Annotated in this window: 24 protein-coding genes; 10 read left to right on the forward strand and 14 right to left on the reverse strand. The window is 36.1% G+C overall.

From position 1 onward, the window contains the following. Positions 1-21: 21 nt before the first annotated feature. The 7 genes from AAEU33_RS02875 to AAEU33_RS02905 form a co-directional block, all read right to left on the reverse strand. Positions 22-2,205, reverse strand: coding sequence for a TonB-dependent siderophore receptor (locus AAEU33_RS02875; protein ID WP_345990870.1), 2,184 nt, complete (start codon positions 2,203-2,205; stop codon positions 22-24). 301 nt (positions 2,206-2,506) lie between these two features. Next, complete coding sequence (gene rpsJ / locus AAEU33_RS02880; protein ID WP_002661363.1) at positions 2,507-2,812, reverse strand: 30S ribosomal protein S10; 306 nt, start codon at positions 2,810-2,812, stop codon at positions 2,507-2,509. 16 nt (positions 2,813-2,828) lie between these two features. Continuing rightward, entirely contained in the window at positions 2,829-4,946 is a 2,118-nt protein-coding gene (gene fusA / locus AAEU33_RS02885) for an elongation factor G (RefSeq protein ID WP_172284564.1), read from the reverse strand. Between the two features lie 6 nt (positions 4,947-4,952). After that, entirely contained in the window at positions 4,953-5,429 is a 477-nt protein-coding gene (gene rpsG / locus AAEU33_RS02890; protein ID WP_172284566.1) for a 30S ribosomal protein S7, read from the reverse strand. A gap of 22 nt (positions 5,430-5,451) precedes the next feature. After that, positions 5,452-5,865 carry a 30S ribosomal protein S12 gene (rpsL, locus tag AAEU33_RS02895; RefSeq protein WP_002983146.1) on the reverse strand — a complete coding sequence of 138 codons (414 nt, stop codon included), beginning with the start codon at positions 5,863-5,865 and terminating at the stop codon, positions 5,452-5,454. Positions 5,866-5,957: 92 nt separating this feature from the next. Beyond that, positions 5,958-6,905, reverse strand: a complete 948-nt coding sequence (locus AAEU33_RS02900) for a sulfatase-like hydrolase/transferase (protein WP_345990871.1) — start codon at positions 6,903-6,905, stop codon at positions 5,958-5,960. Positions 6,906-7,050: 145 nt separating this feature from the next. Next, positions 7,051-8,646, reverse strand: a complete 1,596-nt coding sequence (locus AAEU33_RS02905) for a hypothetical protein (RefSeq protein ID WP_345990872.1) — start codon at positions 8,644-8,646, stop codon at positions 7,051-7,053. 102 nt (positions 8,647-8,748) lie between these two features. On the opposite strand from AAEU33_RS02905, the gene AAEU33_RS02910 reads away from it, so the two are divergent. The 5 genes from AAEU33_RS02910 to AAEU33_RS02930 all read left to right on the forward strand — a co-directional run bounded on the left by AAEU33_RS02910 (position 8,749) and on the right by AAEU33_RS02930 (position 12,519). Then, positions 8,749-9,225, forward strand: coding sequence for a Dps family protein (locus AAEU33_RS02910; RefSeq protein ID WP_345990873.1), 477 nt, complete (start codon positions 8,749-8,751; stop codon positions 9,223-9,225). 91 nt (positions 9,226-9,316) lie between these two features. Beyond that, positions 9,317-10,495, forward strand: a complete 1,179-nt coding sequence (gene pncB / locus AAEU33_RS02915) for a nicotinate phosphoribosyltransferase (protein ID WP_345990874.1) — start codon at positions 9,317-9,319, stop codon at positions 10,493-10,495. Between the two features lie 44 nt (positions 10,496-10,539). Beyond that, positions 10,540-11,010, forward strand: a complete 471-nt coding sequence (locus tag AAEU33_RS02920; RefSeq protein WP_345990875.1) for a YciI family protein — start codon at positions 10,540-10,542, stop codon at positions 11,008-11,010. Positions 11,011-11,178: 168 nt separating this feature from the next. Further along, on the forward strand, positions 11,179-12,153 hold the full coding sequence (locus AAEU33_RS02925) for a DUF6624 domain-containing protein (protein ID WP_345990876.1): 975 nt from the start codon (positions 11,179-11,181) through the stop codon (positions 12,151-12,153). 129 nt (positions 12,154-12,282) lie between these two features. Beyond that, complete coding sequence (locus tag AAEU33_RS02930) at positions 12,283-12,519, forward strand: hypothetical protein (protein WP_172284580.1); 237 nt, start codon at positions 12,283-12,285, stop codon at positions 12,517-12,519. A 121-nt stretch (positions 12,520-12,640) separates the two neighbouring features. On the opposite strand, the gene AAEU33_RS02935 is transcribed toward AAEU33_RS02930, so the two are convergent. The 5 genes from AAEU33_RS02935 to AAEU33_RS02955 form a co-directional block, all read right to left on the reverse strand. Continuing rightward, positions 12,641-15,739: a CusA/CzcA family heavy metal efflux RND transporter gene (locus AAEU33_RS02935; RefSeq protein ID WP_345990877.1), complete on the reverse strand. Its 3,099-nt coding sequence runs from the start codon at positions 15,737-15,739 to the stop codon at positions 12,641-12,643. After that, the gene (locus tag AAEU33_RS02940; protein ID WP_345990878.1) at positions 15,739-16,851 is read right to left on the reverse strand and encodes an efflux RND transporter periplasmic adaptor subunit; all 1,113 of its coding nucleotides are present in this window, start codon (positions 16,849-16,851) and stop codon (positions 15,739-15,741) included. Before AAEU33_RS02940 ends, AAEU33_RS02935 begins: the two co-directional genes overlap by 1 nt. Before the next feature lie 8 nt (positions 16,852-16,859). Beyond that, positions 16,860-18,134, reverse strand: a complete 1,275-nt coding sequence (locus tag AAEU33_RS02945; protein WP_345990879.1) for a TolC family protein — start codon at positions 18,132-18,134, stop codon at positions 16,860-16,862. Positions 18,135-18,235: 101 nt separating this feature from the next. After that, positions 18,236-19,600 carry a HAMP domain-containing sensor histidine kinase gene (locus AAEU33_RS02950; protein WP_345990880.1) on the reverse strand — a complete coding sequence of 455 codons (1,365 nt, stop codon included), beginning with the start codon at positions 19,598-19,600 and terminating at the stop codon, positions 18,236-18,238. 2 nt (positions 19,601-19,602) lie between these two features. Then, complete coding sequence (locus tag AAEU33_RS02955; RefSeq protein ID WP_172284590.1) at positions 19,603-20,277, reverse strand: response regulator transcription factor; 675 nt, start codon at positions 20,275-20,277, stop codon at positions 19,603-19,605. Positions 20,278-20,485: 208 nt separating this feature from the next. Here AAEU33_RS02955 and rmuC point away from each other — a divergent pair, with 208 nt between their 5' ends. The 3 genes from rmuC (at position 20,486) to AAEU33_RS02970 (ending at position 23,288) form a co-directional block, all read left to right on the forward strand. Then, positions 20,486-21,982 (forward strand): DNA recombination protein RmuC, encoded by a 1,497-nt coding sequence (gene rmuC, locus AAEU33_RS02960; protein WP_345990881.1) that lies wholly within the window; start codon positions 20,486-20,488, stop codon positions 21,980-21,982. A gap of 7 nt (positions 21,983-21,989) precedes the next feature. Further along, positions 21,990-22,409: a hypothetical protein gene (locus AAEU33_RS02965; RefSeq protein WP_306613500.1), complete on the forward strand. Its 420-nt coding sequence runs from the start codon at positions 21,990-21,992 to the stop codon at positions 22,407-22,409. A gap of 93 nt (positions 22,410-22,502) precedes the next feature. Continuing rightward, on the forward strand, positions 22,503-23,288 hold the full coding sequence (locus AAEU33_RS02970; protein ID WP_345990882.1) for a TrmH family RNA methyltransferase: 786 nt from the start codon (positions 22,503-22,505) through the stop codon (positions 23,286-23,288). A 52-nt stretch (positions 23,289-23,340) separates the two neighbouring features. Here the strand turns inward: AAEU33_RS02970 and AAEU33_RS02975 are convergent, their stop codons facing one another. Then, the gene (locus tag AAEU33_RS02975) at positions 23,341-23,682 is read right to left on the reverse strand and encodes a hypothetical protein (protein WP_172284597.1); all 342 of its coding nucleotides are present in this window, start codon (positions 23,680-23,682) and stop codon (positions 23,341-23,343) included. Between the two features lie 183 nt (positions 23,683-23,865). Between AAEU33_RS02975 and AAEU33_RS02980 the strand changes: the two genes are divergently transcribed. Together AAEU33_RS02980 and AAEU33_RS02985 are read left to right on the forward strand one after the other, a co-directional pair. After that, on the forward strand, positions 23,866-25,047 hold the full coding sequence (locus AAEU33_RS02980) for a hypothetical protein (protein ID WP_345990883.1): 1,182 nt from the start codon (positions 23,866-23,868) through the stop codon (positions 25,045-25,047). Then, positions 25,031-25,615 (forward strand): hypothetical protein, encoded by a 585-nt coding sequence (locus AAEU33_RS02985; RefSeq protein WP_172284601.1) that lies wholly within the window; start codon positions 25,031-25,033, stop codon positions 25,613-25,615. Before AAEU33_RS02980 ends, AAEU33_RS02985 begins: the two co-directional genes overlap by 17 nt. Here the strand turns inward: AAEU33_RS02985 and AAEU33_RS02990 are convergent. Continuing rightward, positions 25,564-26,109, reverse strand: a complete 546-nt coding sequence (locus AAEU33_RS02990; protein WP_345990884.1) for a 5-formyltetrahydrofolate cyclo-ligase — start codon at positions 26,107-26,109, stop codon at positions 25,564-25,566. The two genes, AAEU33_RS02985 and AAEU33_RS02990, sit on opposite strands and share 52 nt — an antisense overlap. Between the last annotated feature and the right edge of the window lie 4 nt (positions 26,110-26,113).

Below are 26,113 nucleotides of genomic sequence, written 5' to 3' on the forward strand. Positions count from 1 at the left end.
GTCTAAAGTTCCACAGATCAATTAGAATTTATAATTTACCTGCACTGCAAAATTCCGGGGTTGGATCTGATCAATATATCCACCTCTGAAATACGAATTGTAGCCTACAGTATCAAAAATATTATTGAGAAAGACTCTTAATCCCAATCCTCTTTTAAATGAATATCCTATCTGCGCATCAACTGTTGTATATTGAGGCATATTAAAAGGCTTTTCACCAAGCTGAGTCCCATTGATATGACCATTTGCAGCATTAGAATATTTTTGTTTATAATCATCTACAGGTCTTGTACCAACGTAATAAACCCCAGCGCCCACGTCAAGACCTTCCAGGGCTCCGGTATTAAATTTATAATTCAACCATGCGTTGGCCGAATTCTTTGGAGTATTAATAGGGGCAGAACCATTCACAAATGAAGGACTGTCCCTGTATTGTGCATCTACATAAGCCCAACCCGTCATAACCTGAAGATTAGGAAGGATTTTACCTATTAGTTCAACTTCGATTCCTTTTCTTTTTAGCTCTCCTGCCAATGCATAAGTCCCTGTTCTGTTTCCATCAGTTAAAATTTCATATGACAGGTTGTCTGTATTAATATTGAACAATGTAACATTGAACCTTAACCTTTCACTCAGCCAGTCGGATTTGATCCCTGCTTCCCATTGTTTGGTTGTGGATGCTCCTACTGTCCCACCTCCGATCAGTGCATTATTTGCAGTTCTTAAAGAAGTTGTACTAGTATATGAACCAAAAATATTCATATTTTCGACAGGTGAAATCATTAACCCTAATGATGGATTCCATGCATAGCCCGGATTTTTATCCGATCCATTTAATCGGCTATAACGAATACCTAAATGAGCTTTGATGTATTTATTGAATGTGATAACATCCTGAGCCATTAATCCTAATGTCGGAGTAACAGTATTGATGATAGCATCTTTCTTTGCCAGTTCAAAATTGTTGACATCAATAGAAGCGGGAAGAATATTATTAATTTCATTAAGAACATTGATCCGGTCAACATCTTTACTCTGATAAGAGGTCGTTGTAACATTCGATTCTTTCCAATCAAAACCTACCTGGAAAGTATGTTTCATAAATCCTGTCATTACATCAGATCCGATAAAATCAAACTGAAAAACCTTGTTTAGATCCTCTCTTCCTGATTTCGTTAAACTTCTATCTCTTATTTCATTTGGGTTCTTTGAATCGACAGGAGATAAAGCTGCACCTACAATGTCCGACTGATAAGAAGAGCTCATTAATGCAGCTCTCACTTTCAATTTGTTGGTCAGTTTTCTAGTAGCCGTTGTAGAAAAGTTGAATGTTTCCATCTTTGCATTATCTGTAGAAAACCCAAGGAATTTTCTACCCGGCATTCTGTATATAGCTTCAACATCACCTTTTGCAAGATTTACGGTCCCTCTGTCCGGCGTAGTATTGTTATGCATATAGTCCATTTCTACCACGATTTCCGTTTTATCATCAGGTCGAATAGCTATGGATGGATTTACATAGATCCGATCCGTATGAATAAATCTTCTGAAACTATTATTATCCTGATATGCTGCATTTAATCGTACGGCAATCCTACCTTGAGAATCCAATACCCTTTGAAAATCTATTGTTGGTCTGTAAAAATCCCAGCTACCATACCTAAACCCTACATTTGTCTCATCAATAAATTTAGGAACTTTAGTGACCACATTAATCACGCCTCCTGCGGAACCTAACCCATCGCCAATTCCCTGAGTAACTGCTGCTGAGCCTTTGATCACCTGAATACTCTCTACTCCCTGCATATCCGTAAGCATTGCTCCGGTCCTGAAATCAGAATCCATCTGAACACCATTCTTTAAAACAGGAACTCCTCTGTATCCTCTAATTGACATACTTTCTCTTGTTCCCCCATAACTTCCAAACTGTGTTACCCCCGGTATATTCTTTGCAACATCCGTCACCGTAAGCCCTCCCAGGTTTTCTATCACTTTATAAGATATAACAGAAATACTTTGGATCTGATCCCTCGTTTTTAGGGGCAATCTTGTTATGACTTCTAAGCCTTCCGGTTGTTTTTTTCTTTCTCCGAATAATTCTACTTCTTCGATTGTGTTTTCTTTTCTAATGCTATCATTTACTTTTTGTCCGCTGACAAAACCAATCCCTAACACTACTAAAGAAAAAGATACTGTTCTTTTCATCTCTTATTTTTTGCAAAAATATTATTTTTATTAATTCTAAATAAATAAATACTGGTGATATATGTCATTGCAAAGAATTACGCTTTGTAATTTTATTACCACTGAGTTTAATTCGCAAAAAATTCTACAAACATAAAGTTCAATATTTACCAAATAAAAAAAGGTCAATTGTTCTCTACAGACTCCTCTACTTCTTATGGTTCCTCATCCAAATACCATTGAAATCTTTCCTATTGATACATAAAAAAATCCGCCCCTTTTACAGGGACGGATTCTATAATCATTGCAAAGTATGCAATTATCACACTTTAATTTCTACGTCAACACCGCTTGGTAACTCTAATTTCATTAGAGCATCAACAGTTTTAGAAGAAGAAGAGTAGATATCCATCAATCTCTTGTGAGCTGATAATTGGAACTGCTCTCTTGCTTTTTTGTTAACGTGTGGAGATCTCAACACCGTGAAGATTCTCTTGTTAGTTGGTAATGGAATAGGTCCGTTTACAACAGCCCCGGTAGCCTTTACCGTTTTTACGATTTTCTCAGCAGACTTGTCTACCAAGTTGTAATCGTAAGATTTTAGTTTTATTCTGATTCTTTGTGACATTTCTTTAATTTAAAAATTAACCTTTTGCTTTAGCAATGATTTCTTCAGCAACGTTTTGTGGAGTCTGAGCGTATTTCTCTAATTCCATAGAAGATGTAGCTCTTCCTGATGAAAGTGTTCTTAGAGTTGTTACATATCCAAACATTTCAGAAAGTGGAACAGAACCTTTGATAACTACAGCACCGTTCTTTTCTTCCTGACCACTGATCGTACCTCTTCTCTTGTTAAGGTCACCAATAATGTTACCCATATATTCTTCCGGAGTTACAACTTCCAGTTTCATAATAGGCTCCATAATTACCGGCTTAGCAGCTTTACCAGCTTCCTTAAATCCTAATTTAGCAGCTAATTCGAAAGAAAGAGCATCAGAATCCACCGCGTGGAAAGATCCATCTTTAAGAGTAACTTTAATACCTTCAACTTCGAAACCAGCCAATGGACCGTTCTTCATTGCAGCTTTAAATCCTTTTTCAATTGCAGGAACGAATTCTCTTGGAACGTTACCACCTTTGATCTCATTGATGAATTCTAAACCAACTTTACCTTCGTCAGCAGGTCCTAGTTCAAATACAATATCAGCAAATTTACCTTTACCACCTGATTGTTTTTTGTAAACTTCTCTATGGCTGGCAACTTTTGTTAAGTTTTCTTTGTACTCTACCTGAGGTTGTCCTTGGTTTACTTCAACTTTGAACTCTCTCTTCATACGGTCTACAATGATATCCAAGTGAAGCTCACCCATACCAGAGATAATCGTTTGTCCAGAAGCTTCGTCAGTTCTAACAGTAAACGTTGGATCTTCTTCAGCCAATTTCGCTAATGCGTTACCCATTTTATCCTGGTCCGCTTTAGTTTTAGGCTCAACAGCGATACCGATTACCGGATCAGGGAAAACCATCGATTCAAGAACGATTGGGTTTTTCTCATCACACATCGTATCACCAGTTTTGATAGATTTGAATCCTACTGCTGCACCAATATCTCCTGCTTCAATATATTCTACAGGATTTTGCTTGTTAGCGTGCATCTGATAGATTCTTGAGATTCTTTCTTTATCTCCAGAACGAGTGTTCAGGATATAAGAACCTGCATCTAATCTTCCAGAGTATGCTCTGAAGAATGCTAATCTTCCCACGAATGGGTCAGTAGCAATCTTAAATGCTAAAGCCGCGAAAGGCTCATTTACGTCTGGTTTTCTTGTAATTTCAGCGTCTGTTCTTGGATCAGTACCTTTGATATCATCTTTATCCAATGGAGAAGGCAAGTATTTACATACTGCATCCAACATAAACTGTACTCCTTTATTTTTGAATGAAGAACCACAAGTCATTGGGATAATAGATAAATCAATAGTAGCTTTTCTAAGAGCTTCGTTGATTTCTTCTTCAGAGATTGAATCCGGATCTTCGAAGAATTTCTCCATCAAAGTCTCATCATAGTCAGCTACAGCTTCAACTAATTTCTCTCTATATTCGTGAACCTCAGCTTTCATGTCTTCAGGAATTGGCACTACTTCAAAAGTAGCTCCTTGTCCTGCTTCATCCCAGATGATGGCTCTGTTTTTAATTAAGTCTACAACACCTTTAAAGTCTTCTTCAGCACCGATTGGTAAAACGATTGGAACTGCATTAGATCCTAACATTTCTTTAACTTGTTTTACAACGTTAAGGAAGTCAGCACCTTGTCTGTCCATTTTGTTTACGAATCCCATTCTAGCAACTTTGTAGTTGTCAGCAAGTCTCCAGTTTGTTTCAGACTGAGGCTCTACTCCATCTACTGCAGAGAATAAGAATACCAAACCATCCAATACTCTCAAAGATCTGTTTACTTCTACTGTGAAGTCAACGTGTCCCGGTGTATCGATGATGTTGAAGTGGTAAGGTTTAGTGTCGGCTACAGGTTTTCCTTGATCTGTTGGAAAGTTCCAAGAACAAGTAGTTGCAGCAGAAGTAATGGTAATACCTCTTTCTGCTTCCTGCTCCATCCAGTCCATTGTAGAAGCACCATCGTGAACCTCTCCAATTTTGTGGTTTACACCAGTATAGAATAAAATCCTTTCTGTAGTGGTAGTCTTACCTGCATCAATGTGAGCAGCGATACCAATATTTCTTGTAAATTTAAGATCTCTTCCCATTTCAGATTAGAATTTAAAGTGTGAGAAAGCTTTGTTAGCTTCCGCCATTTTATGAGTGTCACTTTTCTTTTTATAAGCAGCACCTTCTTCTCTAGAAGCAGCAACAATTTCGTTAGCTAATTTCAAAGCCATAGACTTATCATTTCTAGCTTTAGAATATTTAATTAACCATTTCATCGCCATAGAAATTTTTCTATCAGCTCTGATTGGCATTGGGATTTGGAAGTTAGCACCACCTACTCTTCTTGAACGTACTTCTACGTGAGGCATTACGTTAGTAAGGGCATCTTTCCAGATCTCAAGAGAAGTCTTTTCAGTTTCTCCTTTTTTAGTTTCTACAACGTCTAATGCATCATAGAAAATTTTGAATGCGATAGACTTTTTACCGTCTAGCATTAGGTTATTTACAAATCTAGTTACCAATTGATCATTAAATTTTGGATCTGGTAACAACGGTCTTTTTTTCGCTTTTGTCTTTCTCATTGTTTTGTACCTTATTTAATGATTATTTTTTCTTTCCTTTAGCTGGTGCAGCAGCTGCCTGACCTGGTTTAGGTCTCTTAGCTCCGTACTTAGATCTTCTCTGTGTTCTTCCATTTACACCTGCAGTGTCTAATGCACCTCTTACGATGTGGTAACGTACTCCCGGTAGGTCTTTCACCCTTCCGCCTCTTACCAATACTATCGAGTGCTCTTGAAGATTATGTCCTTCGCCCGGGATGTAGGCGTTGACTTCTTTACCGTTTGAAAGTCTTACCCTTGCTACTTTTCTAAGTGCAGAGTTAGGTTTCTTAGGAGTGGTAGTATATACTCTCGTACATACACCTCGTCTTTGTGGACAAGAATCAAGGGCAGCCGATTTGCTCTTCTTGGCAAGCGTGGCTCTTCCTTTTCTTACTAATTGTTGAATAGTAGGCATTTAATTGCTTTTTATTTTAAGCTGCAAAAATAGTAATATTTTTTTAATTGACAAGTAGTTATATATTTTTTATATACTTGAAACTAAAATATTTATTTGAATACTTCTTTGATTACTTTTCCTTTAGCGTACTGTAAAGGAACTCCTAAAAGTTCGGCAATAGTACTTGCTATATCAATCTGCTCATAATTTCCGGTACTAATCGTAGTGTTCTTTTTAAAATCCGGCCCAAGAGCAAAAAATTCAATATGCCTACATCCGTTACAACTGTCCCCGTGCTCTGCAAAACCACCATTGGCATCCAAATGTCTCCCGTGATCATTAGAAACAATAAGAGTAGTTTTATCTTTATAGGCAGGAAGAGACTGAATATGATCCCACACTTCTTTAATGGAAGCATCCGTCGTTTTTATTGCATTAATATAGGCGTTCCAATTGTTAGCATGTCCATAAGAATCAACATCTTTTAAATTGATGACAATAATATTTGGTGCATATTGTCCCATTATATTTTTCACCCTGGAAATTGTTACATCATCAGCCCTGTAGCCTGAGCCATTTCCACTTACCCCGCAATCCGCACTTGGTTGGAATTTATCTTTCCAGTCTACCTGCTTGCAGTTATTTAAAACTTCCAGTTTATCTTTAGAAGATACAATCCAAGCTTTTGTTTTAGCTGCTCCGGTATATTTCAACCATTGTTGCATTACCGAAGGATAACCTGGTAACTCCGTACCATTATTCTTAATATTTTCATATACTCCGGAACACATGGCACTATGTCCGGGGTTAGTACTCGTAGTTCCATTGTTTTTAAAATTACTGATAAATACTCCTTGACTCAAAAGGCTCACTCTATTAGGAATATTCTTTTTTGTTGATTCTTCCCAGGTCTCAGAAATACGGGGACCATCTACAACCAATAAAACAACATTCTTGGTTTCGTATTTTTTTTCAGTAGGCGCCTGTCCGTCTTTATCTCTATCTGAACATGAAAAAATAAAAAGAAGGAATGCTAAAAGTAAAATAGTCTTTTTCATAATTTGTAGAATTTTGGTTCTAAAATTAGGAAAATACATCATCGAGTAAAATTAATTAATTGTTATACATTTTTAAAATTAATCATAACAACAGTATGTAATAGAAATCACGAAACTGAAATTAATAAAAAGCTTTCTTCATCTACTAGTCCACAATACGAACTTCAACGTTCTTATTCCACTTAAAATCCCGGATATTTCTTCTTAATGTCTCTGGATTAGTTTGCTCAAGCGCATAAATGGAAACCTCATCTTTTGATACAGCAATCATATTTTTAATCTTCAAAACGGCAATTTTTTTCCAATTTCGTGGAATATGCCCCTGAAACCATTCATCATATATTACTGCGATTTCATATTTGTTATTAGTAGTATATTGAATTAGAAAATTCTCAAATTCCTCATCTAAATTTCTTTTATCAGCGGTAAAAGGAATCATTTCTACAGATCCAAGCCCCACAATATCCAGCAAATGGATATCTGTATAGTAACTTATAGCACCAATATCATTCGCTACCACTTTAGACGTATTATAATAGGTATGTAAAAATCTTGCGGATTGTATTTGTTGTTCATAAATATTTTTTCCGCCATTCTCAAGAATACGATCTGCGAACCAACTTTTATAAAAAAGAAGCAGGATATTCATAATTACCAGGATAGTAATAAGTTTTTCTCCTTTGATGTAACTTTTATAGTCAGAAAACAGAGCAGATATTCTGGGAATAATTGCCATACAAAACCCTGTCAATATATAGGCTTCATACCTGAACATCCCTTTAAGATCAGCAAACATGGCATGACAAATCATTAAGAGGGAAAAAACAATTAGGAAAAAGTTCTTTATAATAACTTCTTTTAAAGACTTATTCCTGATAGTATCTCTGCATATGAAAACAGTACTTATTAAAATTGGAAAAATACCTATTTTATAAAAGCTTTTATTAAGGAATAAATGATCAAGAAAGATCGTTTTAAGCCGCACAAACATTTCAGGTCCTAAAGTCAATTGAGTTCCTTTTACCACAACTGAATTGGGAAAAAAATAACCATCCTGCTGATAATTGAAATAACAGAATAGTAATACAGGGACAAAACCTGCAATTAAAACACCTAAGGCATTTTTCCATTTTTTAACCGTAATAAGAACACCAGCGAGGATCACAAAATAAAACATACTTTCGAAGCGGACCAGCCCCATCAATATAAGGGAAAGATAAAATGCCGGAACTGCCATCCTGCTCTTATTCCAATTGCTGAAGGAATATATATTGACGATAAAAAGAAATACCTGAAAAACATGTTCCATACCGGAGAGTACCTGCAAATGCAAAACAGCAAAAAACAAAGTAACCAACGTTGCTAAAACAGTATTTCTTACATTCCTGAAAGTTTCTCCATAATACATGGAAAGGAAATAAACAATTCCTAACGCGAAGGTTATATTAAAATACAGAGGGATCTGATCATGATTACCGAATACCTGGATTAAAAAACTGATCATAAAAGTAAACAAGGGAGAGGAAGAAGTAGACGAAAACCCATACCTTGTAATTCCCCATACATCATGTAAAGCAAAATTCTTAGCGATAGCGAGATGAATATAAGCGTCGTCAAGAGGATATACATATTGTCCATCTGTTTTTGAAATACTAAGTATATAATAAAATATACAGATACCAAAAAATACAAAAAAAGATAAAAAGAAACTCTGCAAACCTATATTTCGCGATGACGACATTTTATGATAAATTATAAGAATACCAAAGATAAGTATCATCAATCAGGAACCTACTATTTCGGCACAATATTTACTGCATATATAGCATAAAAAAATAAACGTATGAAAAATGCCAGTATTATCGGTCTTAAAGAAACCGATTGTAAAAACATTTCGGAAAAGCTTAGTGTACTATTAGCCAATTATTCAGTATTTTATCAAAACACAAGAGGTTCTCACTGGAACATCAAAGGTGACCAGTTTTTCACACTACACCCGAAATTTGAAGAATTATATAATAGCCTTGTATTAAAGATCGACGAAATTGCCGAAAGAATCCTGACCTTAGGAGCAACTCCCGGACATAATTATTCAGACTATTTAAAAATATCTACAATTAAAGAAAGTAAGGAAGTAAGTGACGGAACGAAAAGCGTAGAAATCATTTTAAATTCTTTCAAAGTAGTTTTGGATCTTCAGAGAGAGCTTCTTGATATCACCGAGAAAGCAGGAGATGAGGGAACAAATTCACAAATGAGCGACTATATTACGGAGCAGGAAAAAGAAGTATGGATGTATAACTCTTATCTGGGTAAATAACCCACAAAGATCATCGATATATAAAAAAAATCGTCTTACATTTAGACGATTTTTATTTTTAATTATTAAATTTGCGTTAAAATTACACAATATGCACGACGTACGACTGAATTCCATTCTAGATAATGATTTCTATAAAATAACCATGCAGAATGCCGTGGTCAAATTATTTCCAAGCTCCATAGTTAAATATGAATTTATCAACAGAGGAAAACATCAGTTTCCGGAAGGTTTTGATATTGCCCTAAGAGAAGCTGTAAACAAAATGGCCGAACTTAAGCTCACCAAAGAGGAGAAAAAGTTTATGGCGAGAACCTGTCCTTACATCGACCTTCCCTACCTTGATTTTTTGGAAGGGTATCATTATGATCCTTCCGAAGTAAAGATCCATCAGGATGGCGGTGATCTTTCGGTAACTGTTGAGGGGCTTTGGTACAGAACTATCTTGTGGGAAGTTCCTTTATTAGCATTGATCAGCGAGCTGCATTACGAAATGAACCATATGGAAAGGGATTCCAATGAAATCGTTATGCATAGAACCATAGAAAAAGCAGATTCATTAGGAAGGCTTGGTGTTACTTTCGCAGAATTCGGAACCAGAAGAAGGCATTCTTACAAAGTTCAGAACCTGGTGATGGAAGCCCTGACCCAAAAAAAAGACTCCACTTTCATAGGAAGTTCAAATGTTCATTTCGCCATGAAATATGGGGTAAAGCCTATCGGAACCCATGCACATGAATGGTTCATGTTTCATGCGGCCGAATATGGCTTCAAAATGGCCAACGAACTGGCCTTGGAACATTGGGTAGATGTGTACAGAGGTGACCTTGGGGTTGCTCTTTCAGACACATATACCACTGATGTGTTTTTCCAGCAGTTTGATAAAAAGTTTGCAAAGTTGTTTGACGGAGTACGCCATGATAGTGGTGATGCACTGGAATTTGCTGATAAGACGATCGCCCATTACAAGAACAATGGAATCAATCCACTCTTTAAATACATCATTTTCTCTGATGCATTAAATCTTGAAAAAGTAGAAGAAATCACTAAATACTGTAAAGGTAAAATCGGTGTTTCATTTGGAATCGGAACCAATCTTACCAATGATGTCGGTTTGAAACCGATGAATATAGTTATGAAATTAATTGGTGTACAGGCTCCAAATAAAGAATGGATCCCAACTGTAAAATTATCTGATGAACATGGAAAATATACAGGTGATCCAAAAATGATCGAATTGGCAAAAGAATTTCTTAGAATAAAAGATTAAGTAGATATCAGATGTCAGACTTATAACTAAATAACTACTATATCATGAAATTTAAAATTTATTTTTCTCTTAGTCTCTTGATAGTAACTTTATCTTTCGCTCAAGAGAAAAAAGCGGTAAAACCGAAATTCAACCAGGAACTGGCTACTTCGCTGGGAGCAGATCAATATGGAATGAAGGCTTATACTATTGTTATGCTTACAACAGGACCCGTAAAAATTGAAGACAAAGCTAAAATGAGTGAGATAATGAAGGGACATATGGCTAATATTGGAAAATTAGCTGACGAGGGAAAGATTATAGTAGCCGGACCCTTTTTAGAAAAGAATAAGGAAAATTATCGTGGAATGTTTATTTTCAATACCAAGTCTAAAGAAGAAGCCGAACAATGGGTAAAAACAGACCCTGCAGTAAAGGCCGGAGTTTTCAGCTATGAACTTCTTCCCTGGTATGGATCAGCTGCCTTGCCTCTGTATGTAAAGCATCACCAAGAGATCACAAAGGAAAATCCATAAATAGGCTTTTATCCTCTTTATATATTTAATTAAACAGAATGAATTACCTGAAAAACAAGAGGCAATCTGGCTGTATTTGTTACAACTGTCCTTAATTGCTTTTGTTTTATATTATTTATTTCCAATTAAAATAATAATTATATCTTCACCCATAACAAAATAACAACAATGAAAATAAGACTATTTGTTTTGATATTTTTAGTATCAGCAAAACTACTCTTCGGGCAAAATACTCCAAAAGAATATACGGAGAAAGTAAAAAAGGCCGAAGCATTTTATAAAGCCAAGGATTTTAAAAACTCTGCTAATAATTATTCCGAAGCATTTAGGTCTAATGGGTGGAAAGCCTCTCTTAATGACAGATATAATGCAGCATGCTCATGGGCAATGGCATCCGTAACGGATAGCGCATTTTCTCAGCTGGAAAAAATTGCTTCTCAATTTAGTAATTATAACCATATAACAGGAGATACGGATCTGATCTCTTTGCATGCAGATGTTCGATGGAAGCCATTGCTTGAAAAAATTAAACTCAACAAGGAGAAAGCAGATGCCAAATTGAATAAACCTCTGGTTGAAAAGCTTGGAAGCATTTATAATGAAGATCAAAACGGTAGACGCGAGATTGGAGAAATTGAAAAAAAATACGGCCGGGATTCAAAGGAAATGCAAGAGCATTGGAGAACTATAATTAAAAAGGATTCTTTAAATTTAATAGAAGTAAAAGCTATTCTTGATAAATATGGTTGGTTAGGCCCTGATGTAGTAGGTAACCAGGGAAACACTACCTTATTTCTTGTTATCCAACATGCTGATTTGGAGACGCAGGTAAAATATTTGCCTATGATGAGGGAAGCTGTAAAAAATGGCAAAGCCCAAAGCGGTAGCTTAGCTCTTTTAGAGGATAGAATCGCTTTAAGACAAGGTAAAAAGCAAATTTATGGAAGCCAGATTGGGCAAGATCCTGAAACTCATGCATTTTATGTATCACCTTTAGAAGATCCTGACCATGTAGATAAAAGGCGGGCAGAAGTTGGACTTCCTCCATTAGCAGAATATGTAACCCATTGGAATATGAAGTGGGACCCGGAGCAATATAAAAAAGATCTACCGAATCTCGAAGCCAAAGAAAAACGCAAATAGAATAAAATTATTTTCAGATAGTTCTATTCTCATGGAATAATTTACTACTTTAGTGTATCTAACTCATTCTTATTTACGTAATTATAAAAAAGTTATAAAAGATAATCACTAAACAAAAAAAATTAAACCATGAAAAAATCTAATTCAAAAAAACTTTCAAGAACAGAATTAAAAGATGTAATGGGAGGAACATTGTATCCGGCACAATGCCCGGGAGGATGTCCTGGTGAGGCCTTGATCAGATGTCCTGACGGCTCTACCACGATGACTAATTTTATATGTATGGGTGGAAGATGCGAACCGGCCGCAATGTGCAAGCCATTGGTGCTTGAGCCGTTCCCGGATCCGATTATCATCACGCCATAATCTGACCAAAGACAATATACAAAGTGAGCTTTCCGGCTCATTTTTTTATTCATAAATCAAAAAAATGCCGGAATCCTCACATTCCGGCAAACAAAACTAACATGTAATAAAATTGAAAGAATTATAATGTTGCTTTGTATTTTTTCTGATATGCATAATAGAAAATAACAGGCAATACGGTAAAAGACAATATCATGCATATAATCAATCCTCCCACGATCATAATGGCTAAAGGCTTTTGAATCTCAGACCCCATTCCATTGGACATTGCTGCCGGAAAAAGTCCCATTGACCCCATCAAGGCAATCATTATCACCGGTCTGATTCTGCTTTGAACTCCCTGGTTGATTGCTTCTTTCAGGGACATTTTATTCTGAAGATTTTCTTTCATAACCCCTATTAATACAATTCCGTCAATTGTTGCAACACCAAACAGGATAATAAACCCTATTCCCGCTGAAATTCCAAAAATAGTTCCGGTAAACCAAAGTGATAAAAACCCGCCAATAAATGCAAAAGCCAATGTTACAGATGAAATCAGTGTATCTTTAATGTTACCGAAGTTAAAGTAAAGCAACATCAGGATAAGCAAGAGCGAAATCGGAACAACCATTGTCAACTGTTTGGCAGCCCTCTCTTTACTTTCGAATTCCCCTGCCCAGGTCATTTTATGGTTTTTAGGAATATGTACATCTTTTGCTACTTTTGCTTTTGCATCTTTAATCGTACTTCCAAGATCTCGTCCCTCAATATTAAATCCGACACCAATATATCGGCTATTACCTTCGCGATAAATAAAGGATGGCCCGGTATGGTAGTCAATCGTTGCAATTTCCTTCAACGGCACCTTCTTATTATCCTGTGTCGGAATCAGAATATTTCCTATTTTCTCCGGATTATCGCGATATTGTTTTTCAAATCTTAGCATCACGTCAAACATCCTTTCATCTTCATAGAATTTTGTTGCTGCCTGCCCTCCGATAGTCATTTCAATCACCGCCTGTGCATCAGCAGTTGAGACACCGTATTTTGCCATTTTAGAGTCATGAAGCTGGATCCTCAATTCCGGTAGGCCTATATTTTTAAAAACATTCACATCGGAAATTCCGGGTACGGTTCTAATGGAATTCGCAACCTGATTGGCATAGTTTTCAAGCTGGAAAAGGTCATTACCAAAAATCTTGATCACCAGAGGAGCCTTTACCCCTGCCACATATTCTTCCACATTATCCTGAATAGGCTGGCTGAACCCAAAATTAATACCCGGATATTTTTCCAGCGAAACCCTCATTTCCTCCAGAAGTTCTTCTTTGGAAATCTTTTTCTTCCATTCATTTTCAGGTTTTAACTGAATATTAAATTCAATATTAAAAAACCCCGTCGGGTCTGTTCCGTCATTCGGACGACCGGTTTGCGTCATTACAAATTCCACTTCATCATATCTGGAAAGTATTTGTTTCATTTCTTTAGTAAGCCTCACGGATTCATCGAGATTTACACTATTGGGAAGGGTGGCACGAACGTAAATTGCCCCTTCATTAAGCTTTGGTAAAAATTCCGATCCATAATTGGAAAATCTCCATCCACAAATAACCAAAAGAACCCCAAATCCAATAATAAAAGCTTTTTTGTAGCGTGCGCTTAACTCGTAAAGCTTATAAATGTTCACCCTGAAAAATTTCGAAATAAAATTCTCCTTTTCTTCTATATCCTTCGTGAGCAAAAGTTTACACATTGCAGGAACATAAGTTAAACTCAGAATCAAAGACCCCAGCAAAGCATATCCCAGGGTAAATGCCAATGGAGAAAACATTTTACCTTCTACTTTCTGGAAGGAGAAAATAGGCATTAACGCTACAATAAGAATTAAAAGAGCAAAGAAAATATACCCTGCGACACTTCCCGCACTTTTCTTGATAATGCCCAGTTTCGACATTTTATTGAATCGCCGTAAGCCTACCTTTTTGGCCTTTTGTTCGAGAGCTACAAAAACATGCTCTACAATAACGAGTGTCCCCTCAAGAAGCAGTCCAAAGTCAAGGGCTCCCATTGAAATAAGATTAGCCGGCAATCCCTGGATCCTCAGCATAATGATCGCAAATAAAAATGCCAAAGGAATAACCGACGCCACGATGAATGTTGTTCGCCAATTGTATAAAAATATAAATACAATAATAGATACCAGAATCACACCTTCCACCAAATTTTTGGATACGGTATGCACAGTGGTATTTACAAGTTCTGTACGATCGATTATAGGAACGATCTTTACATCGCCTGGCAATTCTCCTCCGTTCAATTCACCGATTCTTTCTTTAAGACGTCCAATCACCTCACTCGGATTCTCCCCACGAAGCATGATCACAATTCCTTCTACAACATCATTTTCTTTATTGTACCCCACCTGCCCTAACCTTGGCTTGGCAGAAACTTTTACTTCGGCCACATGCTTCACCAGGATCGGGGTGGATCCTTTAACCTCAATTTGTATGTTTTCAATATCTTCTTTACTTTCCAGAAGCCCTATACCACGAACCACATATGCCTGATCTCCTTTTGAAACCACATCTCCCCCTACATTAATATTACTTTTGGAAACAGCTTCATAAACATCCAATGGCGAAAGATCATAATTATGTAATTCAGTTGGATTGATCTTTATTTCATAAATCTTTTCTTCTCCCCCGAAACTTACAACATCCGCAACCCCCGGGACCGCACGAAGCTCTCTTTCAATCACCCAATCCTGAATAGAGGTAACCTCTTTAATAGGCAATTTACTTTTAATGATGTATCTGTAAATTTCTCCGGTAGCACCTGAAGGTGGTTCTATACTGTAATTTGCTCCATTAGGAAGTTCAACATTCCCCAATCGGTTCGAAGCATATTGCTGGGCATAAAAATCATCCACATGATCATCAAAAATAACCGTCACCACAGATAAACCAAATAAAGAAATAGACCGTACTGAGGTTTTATTCGGTATTGTGCTCATTTCTTTTGAAATTGGCAGCGTGACAAATTTTTCTATCTCTTCAGCACTTCGTCCCGGCCATTGTGTAATTACCCTCACCCTGGTGTTGGTAACATCCGGAAACGCTTCTATTGGAGTATGCATGTAAGAATAAATTCCACCAGCAAGCAAAAGCAGAGTACCCAGAAGTACAATCAAAGAATTTTTTAACGAGAAAGAAACTATACTTTGTACAAATTTTCGCATTACTTCGTAGAATTATTGGATTGATTTTTCATGTTTTCGTAGATAAGCAATCCATTGGAAGCAATAACCATCTCCCCTTCTTTAAGGTCTCCTTCTACATAAATGTACTGACTGTTGGATGCCACTTCGGTAACAGCTCTCATTTCTATGGCACAATCTTTTTTATAGACCACAACATAACTTTGGTTATTATCAAAGATCAGAGCTTTGGCAGGAATTGCCAATGCTGTTCTGTTTTGTGCATTAATAGGTAAAACAATATCTGCAGACATTCCCGGTCTAAGTTTCATATTATTATTGTCCATAATAATTTTAGCTTTCAACACTCTTTCATTTTCATTAAAAACCTGGGAGATGACATTAATCTTTCCGGAAAAACTATCATCCGGATAGGCAAGCGTTTTTACTACTACAGGCTGATTCACGTACACATGTCTCATATTGGTAGCATACACATTAGCCATTACCCACACCTTATCAAGATTGGAAATGGTAAAAAGCTGTTCACCTCCGGCAGTTACAGGCATACCGGTAGAAATATTTTTAGCAATTACGTAACCATCTGCAGGAGCTTTAACCTGCATATTTGTACTGCCTGCAGAATACAGCTGCATATTCTTTTTGGTTTTGGACATATTGGACTGTATAATCTGAACTTCAGACCTTGCTTCCTGCAAATCTTTTTGTGAGGCAATATCATCTTTATACATTGCCTCCACAGAAGAGAGCTTTCTTTTAGCAACAGCCAGCTGAGCCTGTAAAGTTTGGGTATCATCCTGCATTTCGTTTAGGGATACACTTTTTATACTGGCAAGGACTTGTCCTTTTTTCACATAATCACCCAAGGAAAAATAAGTATCCGTAACCACTCCATCCACTAAACTTACAAAAGGAACTGTTTTATCAGAATTGCTTTCAACTTCTCCGGTAAGAGTAATATTTTCTTCCACAGAGCGCATTTCTACTTTTGCCAGCTTAAGATCTTTTTTTAGCTCTTTGCTAATGCAGTAGTTTTCGGATCCCGTATTTTCATTGAGCTTTTTCTCTGTGCAACCGGTCAGGACAACAAGTGCTAAAAAATAGCCAGCTGCTATATATTTTGTGCTATTCATTTTCATATTTATAAGTCTTGCCCTACAACGTACTGCAGGTTTTCATAATATTGATTAAGTTCTTTTTTCGTATCGAGTATGATCATTTTATTTCCGATGTAGGTTTCCAGGAAATCCATATATTCCAGCATGCTTATATTTCTCAGTCTGAAGTTTTTCTCATGACTGGCCAATAAACCATCCAAAGTACTTTCATACGATCCATCGAGTTCCTCAGAAATCTTTTGCGTTCGGGTATAATTCTGAAATACGGAAACGATTTCATTTTCCGATTTAAGGATGTTTTTGCGGGTCTCAAAATTGGATTTGGTAACCTCCAGTTTAGCCTCCTGGATATTTCCTTTATTTCTGTCGAAAACCGGAAGATCAAATGAAATACCCAACCCTACAAAATCCTTCATTATATTTCCACCCCGGTCATATCCCACGGAGAGCGCTATGTCAGGAGTTCTGAGAGCTCGTTGTAATTCAAGATTTTTTTGTGCGTATTTCTCTTTATTTTTTGTAATCTGGATGTCCGGACGATTTTCTTTGGCAATATTCAGCCAGTTGGGTAATTCCAACTCAGAAAGTTCCTTTTCAGGAATTGACAAATGATCTGTAATAACAAGATAAGATGTAGCCGGAAGGATGAGTAAAGCTTTCAACTCGACCTGTTGTTCCGCAATTTCCTGTTGTAATGAAATTAATTTCTTTTTGAATTCAATTTCCTGGGCCTTCAGCCTCACATATTCGGATTTGCTTATGTTTCCAAGGTTTAACTGATTCTGATAGGATTTTGTTAGTTTTTCAATAGAGGAAATCTGACCGCGATACAGTTTCTGCTGTTCCTGATTGTAGATAACCTCTGTCAGAGTGTTCCGCAATAACTTTTTCAGCTCACGCAATACTTCCTGCAATTCATACTTTTCTCCATCTACTTCAATTTTCTGTAGTTCTATATTTTTCCTCCTTTTTCTTACAGTCTGGATCACCTGCTCTATCTCAGCAGAGAATTGGGTATTCTTTCCCCAATTCCCTATTAAAGCCGGCTGCTGTTCGATATCGTAAGTACGCCAAAGATTAACTTCATTGACAGTCAGCTTAGGATTAGGCCAGAATTTCGCCTGAACGACACGGGCTTCCGCCTGGGAAATTTCCAGTTTTTGCGCAATAATATCAAGGTTATTCGCAAGAAATAATGTTTCCGCTTCTTTTCTTCCAATCTGCAACGTGTCCGCAATTTGTGCCGAAAAGAACCCGAAAAAATGAATATAGAATAGTGTAAAAATGATTTTCTTCAAGGTCTTCTGTTTAAGACCACAAAGCTATTTTGTAAACATTAAAGCCAATTCCAAATACCATTAAGATTCGGTTAGTCCAAAATTAGAATTCGATTAGAAAACTATTTTGTAACCGGAAATATGAGCGAGATCTGGGTTCCTGAGCCCACAACAGAATTAATTTTCATCTGAATATGATGATGATCGAATATGCTTTTAGATAAGGATAGGCCAATGCCACTTCCTTTTATATTATCTACATTTTTTCCGCGATAAAAAGTTTCCGTGATCTTTTGAAGATCATCCTCCGAAATACCTCTGCCCTGGTCCTTAACTTCAATCAATAAATGCCTATCCTTTTCTTCAGACAACACAATCTCTACAGAATGATGCCCGGAATATTTAATAGCATTTTCAACAATATTGTACAATGCCAGATAAAGCAAAGTTTCATTACCCGGAAATTCCAGTAAATCCGGAGTGTTTACCTGAAGATTGATTTTAATAGAAGAATTATTTTCCTGGGCTTTAGGATTCAGCTTTTCATATATCTTCCAGATCAGCTCATCAATTCTTACCTGCTGGTGAGAACTTTCAAGCTTGGTAAGACCTGACATCAGCAGCAGGTTATTAAGGATACTTTCAATTTCATATACGTTATCCAATGATTCTTTGACCACTTTTCGATATTCTTCAGGCGTCCGGTCCTTTTGAGCAAAAACCTCAAGATTGCCCGAGATAGCGGCTAATGGTGTTTTAAATTCATGAGACACATAGTTGATAAAATTCTGCTGAAGCAAAATACTTTCAGAAATTCGTCCAAACAATTTGTTATAGGACTTGATCAGGTCATCTATTTCATCATGAGTATGGGTAGATGTAATTGCGCTGGAAATATTGGTATAATCTACATTATTGATCCTATCCACAACATTGGATAGAGGTTTATACACGATTTTGGAAAGATACCTGCTAAGGAAATAAATAGCAAGTAATCCTAAAATCAGTACTGCCAGCATAATTATGGAAAGCCTTACCATTTGTGATTTAAAAGAATCATTCGGGGCTTTGACAAAAACGACAAAATCACCCTGATTATCCGGATAGAATATGCCGTAATAAAAATTATTCCCGGCCATAAACTGTACCATCTTATTATTTCTTGCAGACTTCAGATGAAGTGCTTTGATATTCTTATCATTCAGGTTCTGCCCAAAAGTGACTTCATTGTATTTATTGTAAACGGCTACTTTTTTATTCTCTATCAAATGATTGTATTCCGTTTTTATCTGGGCATGCCTGCTTTTTGGCAATTCATCTTTTTCCAGATAATAAATGGCAGAAATAAGGGCCGTATTTCTTAATCTTTCAAAATAAGAGATTCTGGTACTGTCATAATAAGCAAAAAACACCACCGCAAAAGCGATGATGGTAACAATACCGAATGAAAGACTCGAAATTATGGTAAACCTGTTTCTTAACGTCATCTTTAATCTTTAATCAGATATCCTGTTCCTTTAATTGTATGGATAATCTTTTGATCCGTTTCATCAATTTTATTCCGCACATAAGAAATGTACACATCAACAACATTCGTTGTACTGTCAAAATCAATTCCCCATACATTATGTAAGATCTGAGTCCTGCTCAGAACTTTGTTTTTATTTTCTAAAAGGAAAGTCAAAAGTTTATATTCTGTAGGGGAAAGTTCAATTTCTTTATTATCCTGAACCACTTTGTGGAGATCTGTATCAATTGTAAGATTACCACAACGTAAAAGCTGTGATCCTTCCTGATAGCTTAATTTATTTCTTCTGGTCAATGCTTTGATTCTCGAAATCAATTCTTCAAAATGGAATGGCTTTGATAAATAATCATCGGCTCCCAGATCAAGCATTTTTATTTTATCATCAGGACTATTCAGAGCGCTAAGAACCAAAATCGGAGTATAATTTTTTTTGAAGCGGATGATCTGCGTCAGCTGCATTCCATCCAGCCCTGGCAACATAATATCCATGAGAATAATATCAAAGTCATAGGTACTGATTAGATCACGGGCTTTCTCTCCGGAATCTGCGAGAACCATTTGATATCCGGCCTCGCCCAAGCCTTTGACAAGAAATTTACTGATTCGCTCATCATCCTCTACTAACAAAATGTTCATAAACACTTAAATTTCCTATAAATATAAGTATTCTTATTCAGAAAGGAGATTGTGGAAAGAAAGCTGGGAGCAATTGAAATCTTACAAAAAAGTCAATAAGTATTTTATTTTTATCTATTTAAAAAACTTAAACTATTTAACGGAAAACAACAGGTTCCTGATCTCACTTCCAGCTTCCAGCGTTTTTTCATAATTTTGAAGAATGGAGATGACATATTTAATCGTAGGTTTTATAACCGGTGCCTTATTAGGTGCCGTTATTTTATATTTTATGCTGAAATCTTCAATGGTTTCAAGGGCTTCTTATGACGAGATAAACAATTTATATATAAGAAAGAATTCTGATCTGGAAAATATCAATCAAAAAATCCAGGAATTATATCAGGACATCAATCATGAAAAAGATCAGAACCAGCAACAATCAGATCTTCTCAATGATCTTAAAAATGAATATGCAAAAATTTCCGCGGAATATTCATCTTTAAATAGTCAGTTTCAGGAACAGAAACAAATTATTTCCAAACAAGCCTCGCAGCTTGAAAGCCTTCTTACGGAAAAGCAGCATTTATATGCGCGTAACTCTGAACTTTCGGCAGTGAATGAAAATTTACAGAAATCACTTCAAACCCAGAAAGAAGAAATTATTAAGATACAGGAAGATTCAAAGGTTCAGTTTGAAAATTTAGCCAATAAAATCCTCGAGGAAAAAGCTGAAAAATTTACTACTCTGAATCAAAATAACCTTAAAACTATTCTTGAGCCTTTTCAGGAAAAGATCACTGATTTGAAAAACAGGGTAAATGAAGCTTATGAAAAAGAAAATAAGGAGCGTTTTTCACTGGCTGAAAAAGTAAAAGAACTGGCAGAGCTCAATCAGCAGATTTCCGAAGATGCAAAAAAACTAACCCGGGCCTTAAAAGGAGAAAGTAAAACACAGGGAAACTGGGGAGAAATGATTCTTGAAAGCATTCTTGAAAAATCAGGCCTGGTTAAAGGAAGGGAATATTTTCTAGAGCATGAACTGCGAGATGAGGATAACAAGGCATTATTCTCAGAGTTTTCAAGAAAAAAAATGCGCCCGGATGCGGTCGTAAAGTATCCTGATGAAAGAAATGTTATTGTGGACTCCAAGGTTTCCCTAACTGCCTTTACAGAATTAGTAGACGAAACTGATCCTGAAATCTACGCCATGAAATTAAATCAGCATCTATCGTCCGTAAAAAATCATATCTCTCAATTAAGTCAGAAGGCTTATGATGATTATGGCAAATCTTTAGATTTTGTGATGATGTTCATTCCAAGTGAACCGGCCTATATTGCAGCAATGCAGGCCGATCAGAATTTATGGAATTTTGCTTATGACAAAAGGATCCTGCTTTTAAATCCAAGCAACCTGATTACTTCCTTAAAACTCATTGCAGATCTCTGGAAACGAGAATATCAGAACAGAAATTCTATGGAGATTGCGGATAGAGGAGCTAAATTGTATGATAAATTTGTTGGCTTTGTTGAAAACCTGGAAAAAGTAGGTAAGAATCTGGATCAGGCGAAAAATGTTTACAATGATGCCTATAAGCAGTTATCAACAGGTAATGACAACCTGATTATCCAAACACAAAAACTTAAATCCCTGGGAATAAAAAATAAAAAAGAGCTTCCTCAAAGCCTTATTGATAATAGTGAAAATATAACCAGCATAGAATAATGATCAAATGAAAAAAACACAAATTATTTTTGCAATAAGCCTTGTTATATTCTTGATTTCTTTAACACAAGTAGCTGTTTACACGCAAGGGCGTGAAACCGATGCTTCTAACTGCTTTCTTTTAGGATGGCTTGAGCTAGAAAATAACATTGCCTGGCTAGCCAATCCTTTATTATTCATTTCCTGGCTTGCCCTACTTTTAAAACAGGTTAAAGTATCTGTTATTTCCAGTCTGATCGCTTTCTGTCTGTCATTATTTTATTTTTCATCAAAAACGATAATTATTGATGAAGCAGGTAACGAGTCTGCCATCATTTCTTTTGGTGCAGGATATTACCTGTGGGTTACCAGCTGTTTGTGTATGGTAGTTGGAAGCAGTATTCTTTTAAACTCATCTAATAAAGGAAAACATGGTAAGCTTTTCTAAATACAGCTACTAAATTTTAATATTTCTCTTTCTCATCTTTTTTCAGTTCTTAGGAAACAAAAACCGATCAATAAATTTCCATAATTTTGTAGCATGTTAATAGAAAGTTTTCAAAACGATAAAATCAAGAATATTACTAAGCTTCTTACAGATAACAGATTTCGTAAAAAATCTAAAATCTTTGTAGTAGAAGGCCAACAGGAAAATGAAAGGGCTCAGAAATTTGATTTTGAACCGGTCGAATTTTATATCTGCGAAAAAATTTTCAAAGGAGAAACTCCTCTTGGGAAGGTATTTTATGTCAGTGAAAAAGTATATGAAAAAATTGCATATAGAGGCACTTCGGAAGGGATCATTGGAATTTATAAAGCCAAAGAAGCTGACCTTTCCTCTTTTAAACCTAAAAAGGATGCAACTGTAATTATTGTTGAAGGAATTGAAAAACCAGGAAACCTTGGTGCTATTTTAAGAAGTTGCGAGGCCTTTGGAATAGATGCACTGATTATTACAGATGCAAAAGCTGATTTCTATAATCCTAATGTGATCCGATCAAGTGTCGGATGTCTTTTCGGAATGGAAGTATTCCAGGCCGGGAATGAAGAAACCCTTGATTTTCTGAAAAAGAATCAGTTCGGTATTTATACAACCATTATGGACAAAGACTCTGAAGATCTCTACAAAAGGGATCTGACCCAAAAGTCTGCAATCTTATTCGGAACCGAGCATTCGGGATTAAGTGATTTCTGGATTGGGAAGGGTAAAAATACTTTGATTCCTATGACAGGAAGTATTGATTCTTTAAATCTGAGTAATGCAGTAGCTATCACCTGCTATGAATCTTTAAAACAGAAAAAGACTCAAAAAAACTATAAAGCATAAAAAAACCGCTTCGCTGAGCGAAACGGTTCTTTTATTTAGTAACGTACTAGAATTATTTCTTAGCAGCGTCTTTAACTTCTTTAGCAGCTTCTTTAGTTGCATCTTTAGCAGCATCAGCAGCACCTTTAGCAGCATCAGCAGCTCCAGCAGCAGCTCCTTTAGCAGCGTCAGCAGCAGCAGCAGTAGTTGCAGCAGCAGCACCTTTAGCAGCGTCTACAGTAGCAGTAGCAGCAGAATCAACAACTTGAGCAGCAGAATCAGCTACAACAGCAGCAGAATCAGTAGCAGCAACAGCAGCAGAATCAGCAGCACCTTCAGTAGAAGTAGCTTCAGTTTTTTTACAAGCAACTAGAGAGATTGCAGCGATAGCAGCTACGAATAACGACTTTTTCATAATAAATTAAATTTAATTTTGTTAATATTGTTTTATAAAATTTTCTTTCGTTCTGTTATTTGAACAAGACAAAGGTAGAGCAGATAGAAAGTTTGTCTATGAAAAATAATTGTAATACCTTTGTAAAACAATTTTACAAATAAGTACAACTGATAATCAATAACTTAATCACTTTATATAAACTTGACAGATTTAGATCTATTACACTTTGAGCAGCTGAAAAGGGATGTACAGGCTCAATATTTAGAAGAATACACTCCTTCCTATGATGATATTTCTAAATGGAAGGGGATTGATATTATCTATTTTCAGGAGGATCTTCGGAAAAAGGCGAAGGGAAACATCAGCGAAAAATCATTTTACACCTATTTCAAGAACTCACCGGTAACAAAATTGCCTAGGATAGACATGCTCAATTTATTGAGTATTTATGCGGGATACGACTCATGGTACGAGTTTAAAAAGCAACATCTTTTTGCAGGAGAATTATTACAGGATGAGAAAGATCTCAGTGATGAAGAACTGCAGGAATTGGAAGAAACGATCAATCAGCTACCTTCAACGCCAAAAAATGATGATCAGCCACAAAAAACACCTATAAAAGGGCAAGAAAATATTGATTTACAAAAATCAAATACTGAAAATCAAATAGTTAACCAAAATCAAAATTTCAACACTTTATCCGATACAGTTTCCCCTGAACCGGAAAAAAAGTTCATGAAAAGGAATGCCTGGGCCATGATAACCTCCATTTTAATTATCATTACCGGAGTTTTAGGTTTTAAGGATGAAATTTTCTCTAAAGAGTATAAATACTGTTTCACAGATGCAGACAGAGGGGTTGCAGTAATCAATACCTTAGAAATAAAAGTATTTAAAGAAAACGAATCCCCAATCCTTTTTAAAATTAACCCGGGAGAATGTTTCAGGTATTCTACGAAGGATAAAATTCTGAAAATGCAGATCACGGCACCCTTCTACGAACCTCTAACTGTTAACAGAAGCCTGGAGAACGCCCCTGAGGAGGAAATGATCGAAATGAAGCCGGATGATTATAAAATGGCGGCTTATTACTTCTCTATCAAAGATGTAAAGGGAGGAAATCCGGAAGAACAATTTGCACTGATCAAACAAAAAAGAAAACAGTTAGAAAATTTAATCAGCAACAGTGCCGTAATTTATCAGGTATATGACAACGATACGTATGGTATAGAAACTTTAGACAAACAAAAATATATTACCCTTGTGACGACTCCTACAACATCCCTGAAAAATTTAAAGGTGATTGAGATGAAAAAGGATGATAAGGGTAAAATAATATCTATTAAATTTAAAATTGCAAATACTGATGAAAAGAATAAATAAATTTTTAATTGCCTTATTACTGATAACAGCTTTTATTTCCTGTAATAATAAAAAAAGCGAGGTAAGTGATCTGGATAAATTGAGGAACAGCAATAATACAAAAACCTATCCGGCAGTTCAGATGGACAGTATGCAGGCTATTAATTCTATTACCAAGCAGAAAGTGCAGGAGCTTTTAGACTTATCTACATTATACCTGTCAGGAAAAAGAAATACGGAAATTGATACGGTAATTTACTCCCAGATGGAAAGCTATTTTCACAAACCGGACAGCCTTACCTTCAAAAATCTTTTCAGGGAACTAGACAGCTTAAAGGTGAAATCCGTGAAAGTAAATAACCTGGAAGTACATAAGGACTTTTATAAAAAAGATACTTTGGATTATGCAAAATTCAATGTAGAGTATTTCGACGATAAGAACAGATCGCTTGGAACTTTTGAGAAAAACGCTCAATACACCCTTATGTCAAAACCAATAAAATTCAAAAAAGAATTCAAATTTTACTTTTTAAAATTCTATTCCTCTCCTGTAAAGAAAGACAGTACCTCAGTAGGAGTAACCAAATAATCTAAAGGAACATCATTTTCCCAGATATCATCTATAATCTCATCGGGATTGAAGTAATTCACCCCGATTTTTTTTGGTTTTCCGTAAAGTTCCTGAAAAAAGCTGTCATAAAAACCTTTTCCATATCCTACCCTATTTCCTAAACCATCGCAGTAGAGAACAGGGGTTATTACTAGATCAAATTCCTTTATGCCGGAATCCTGATTGGAAACAGGCTCTGAAATCCCCCAGGAACTGGTTTCAAACAGGGAGTCTTTACATATTTCAATTGAAATAAGCTTCTGATCAACAACTTTCGGGACGAAAACACGAATGCCACTGTTTAAGAAATACTCAACAAAAATCTGAGTATTGATCTCATTAAACTTTGCAATAGGAAGAAAAATATGCACCTTCTGACCTGGGAATGGCTTAAAAAAATTAACAAAATTTTTGAAAATTGCTTCAGATAACAAGAAAACCTCATCAGATGACAAGGTTTTTCTTTTTTGCATATAT

Origin of the sequence: Chryseobacterium sp. Chry.R1 (assembly GCF_039645525.1) — a bacterium.
Classification (GTDB): domain Bacteria; phylum Bacteroidota; class Bacteroidia; order Flavobacteriales; family Weeksellaceae; genus Chryseobacterium; species Chryseobacterium proteolyticum.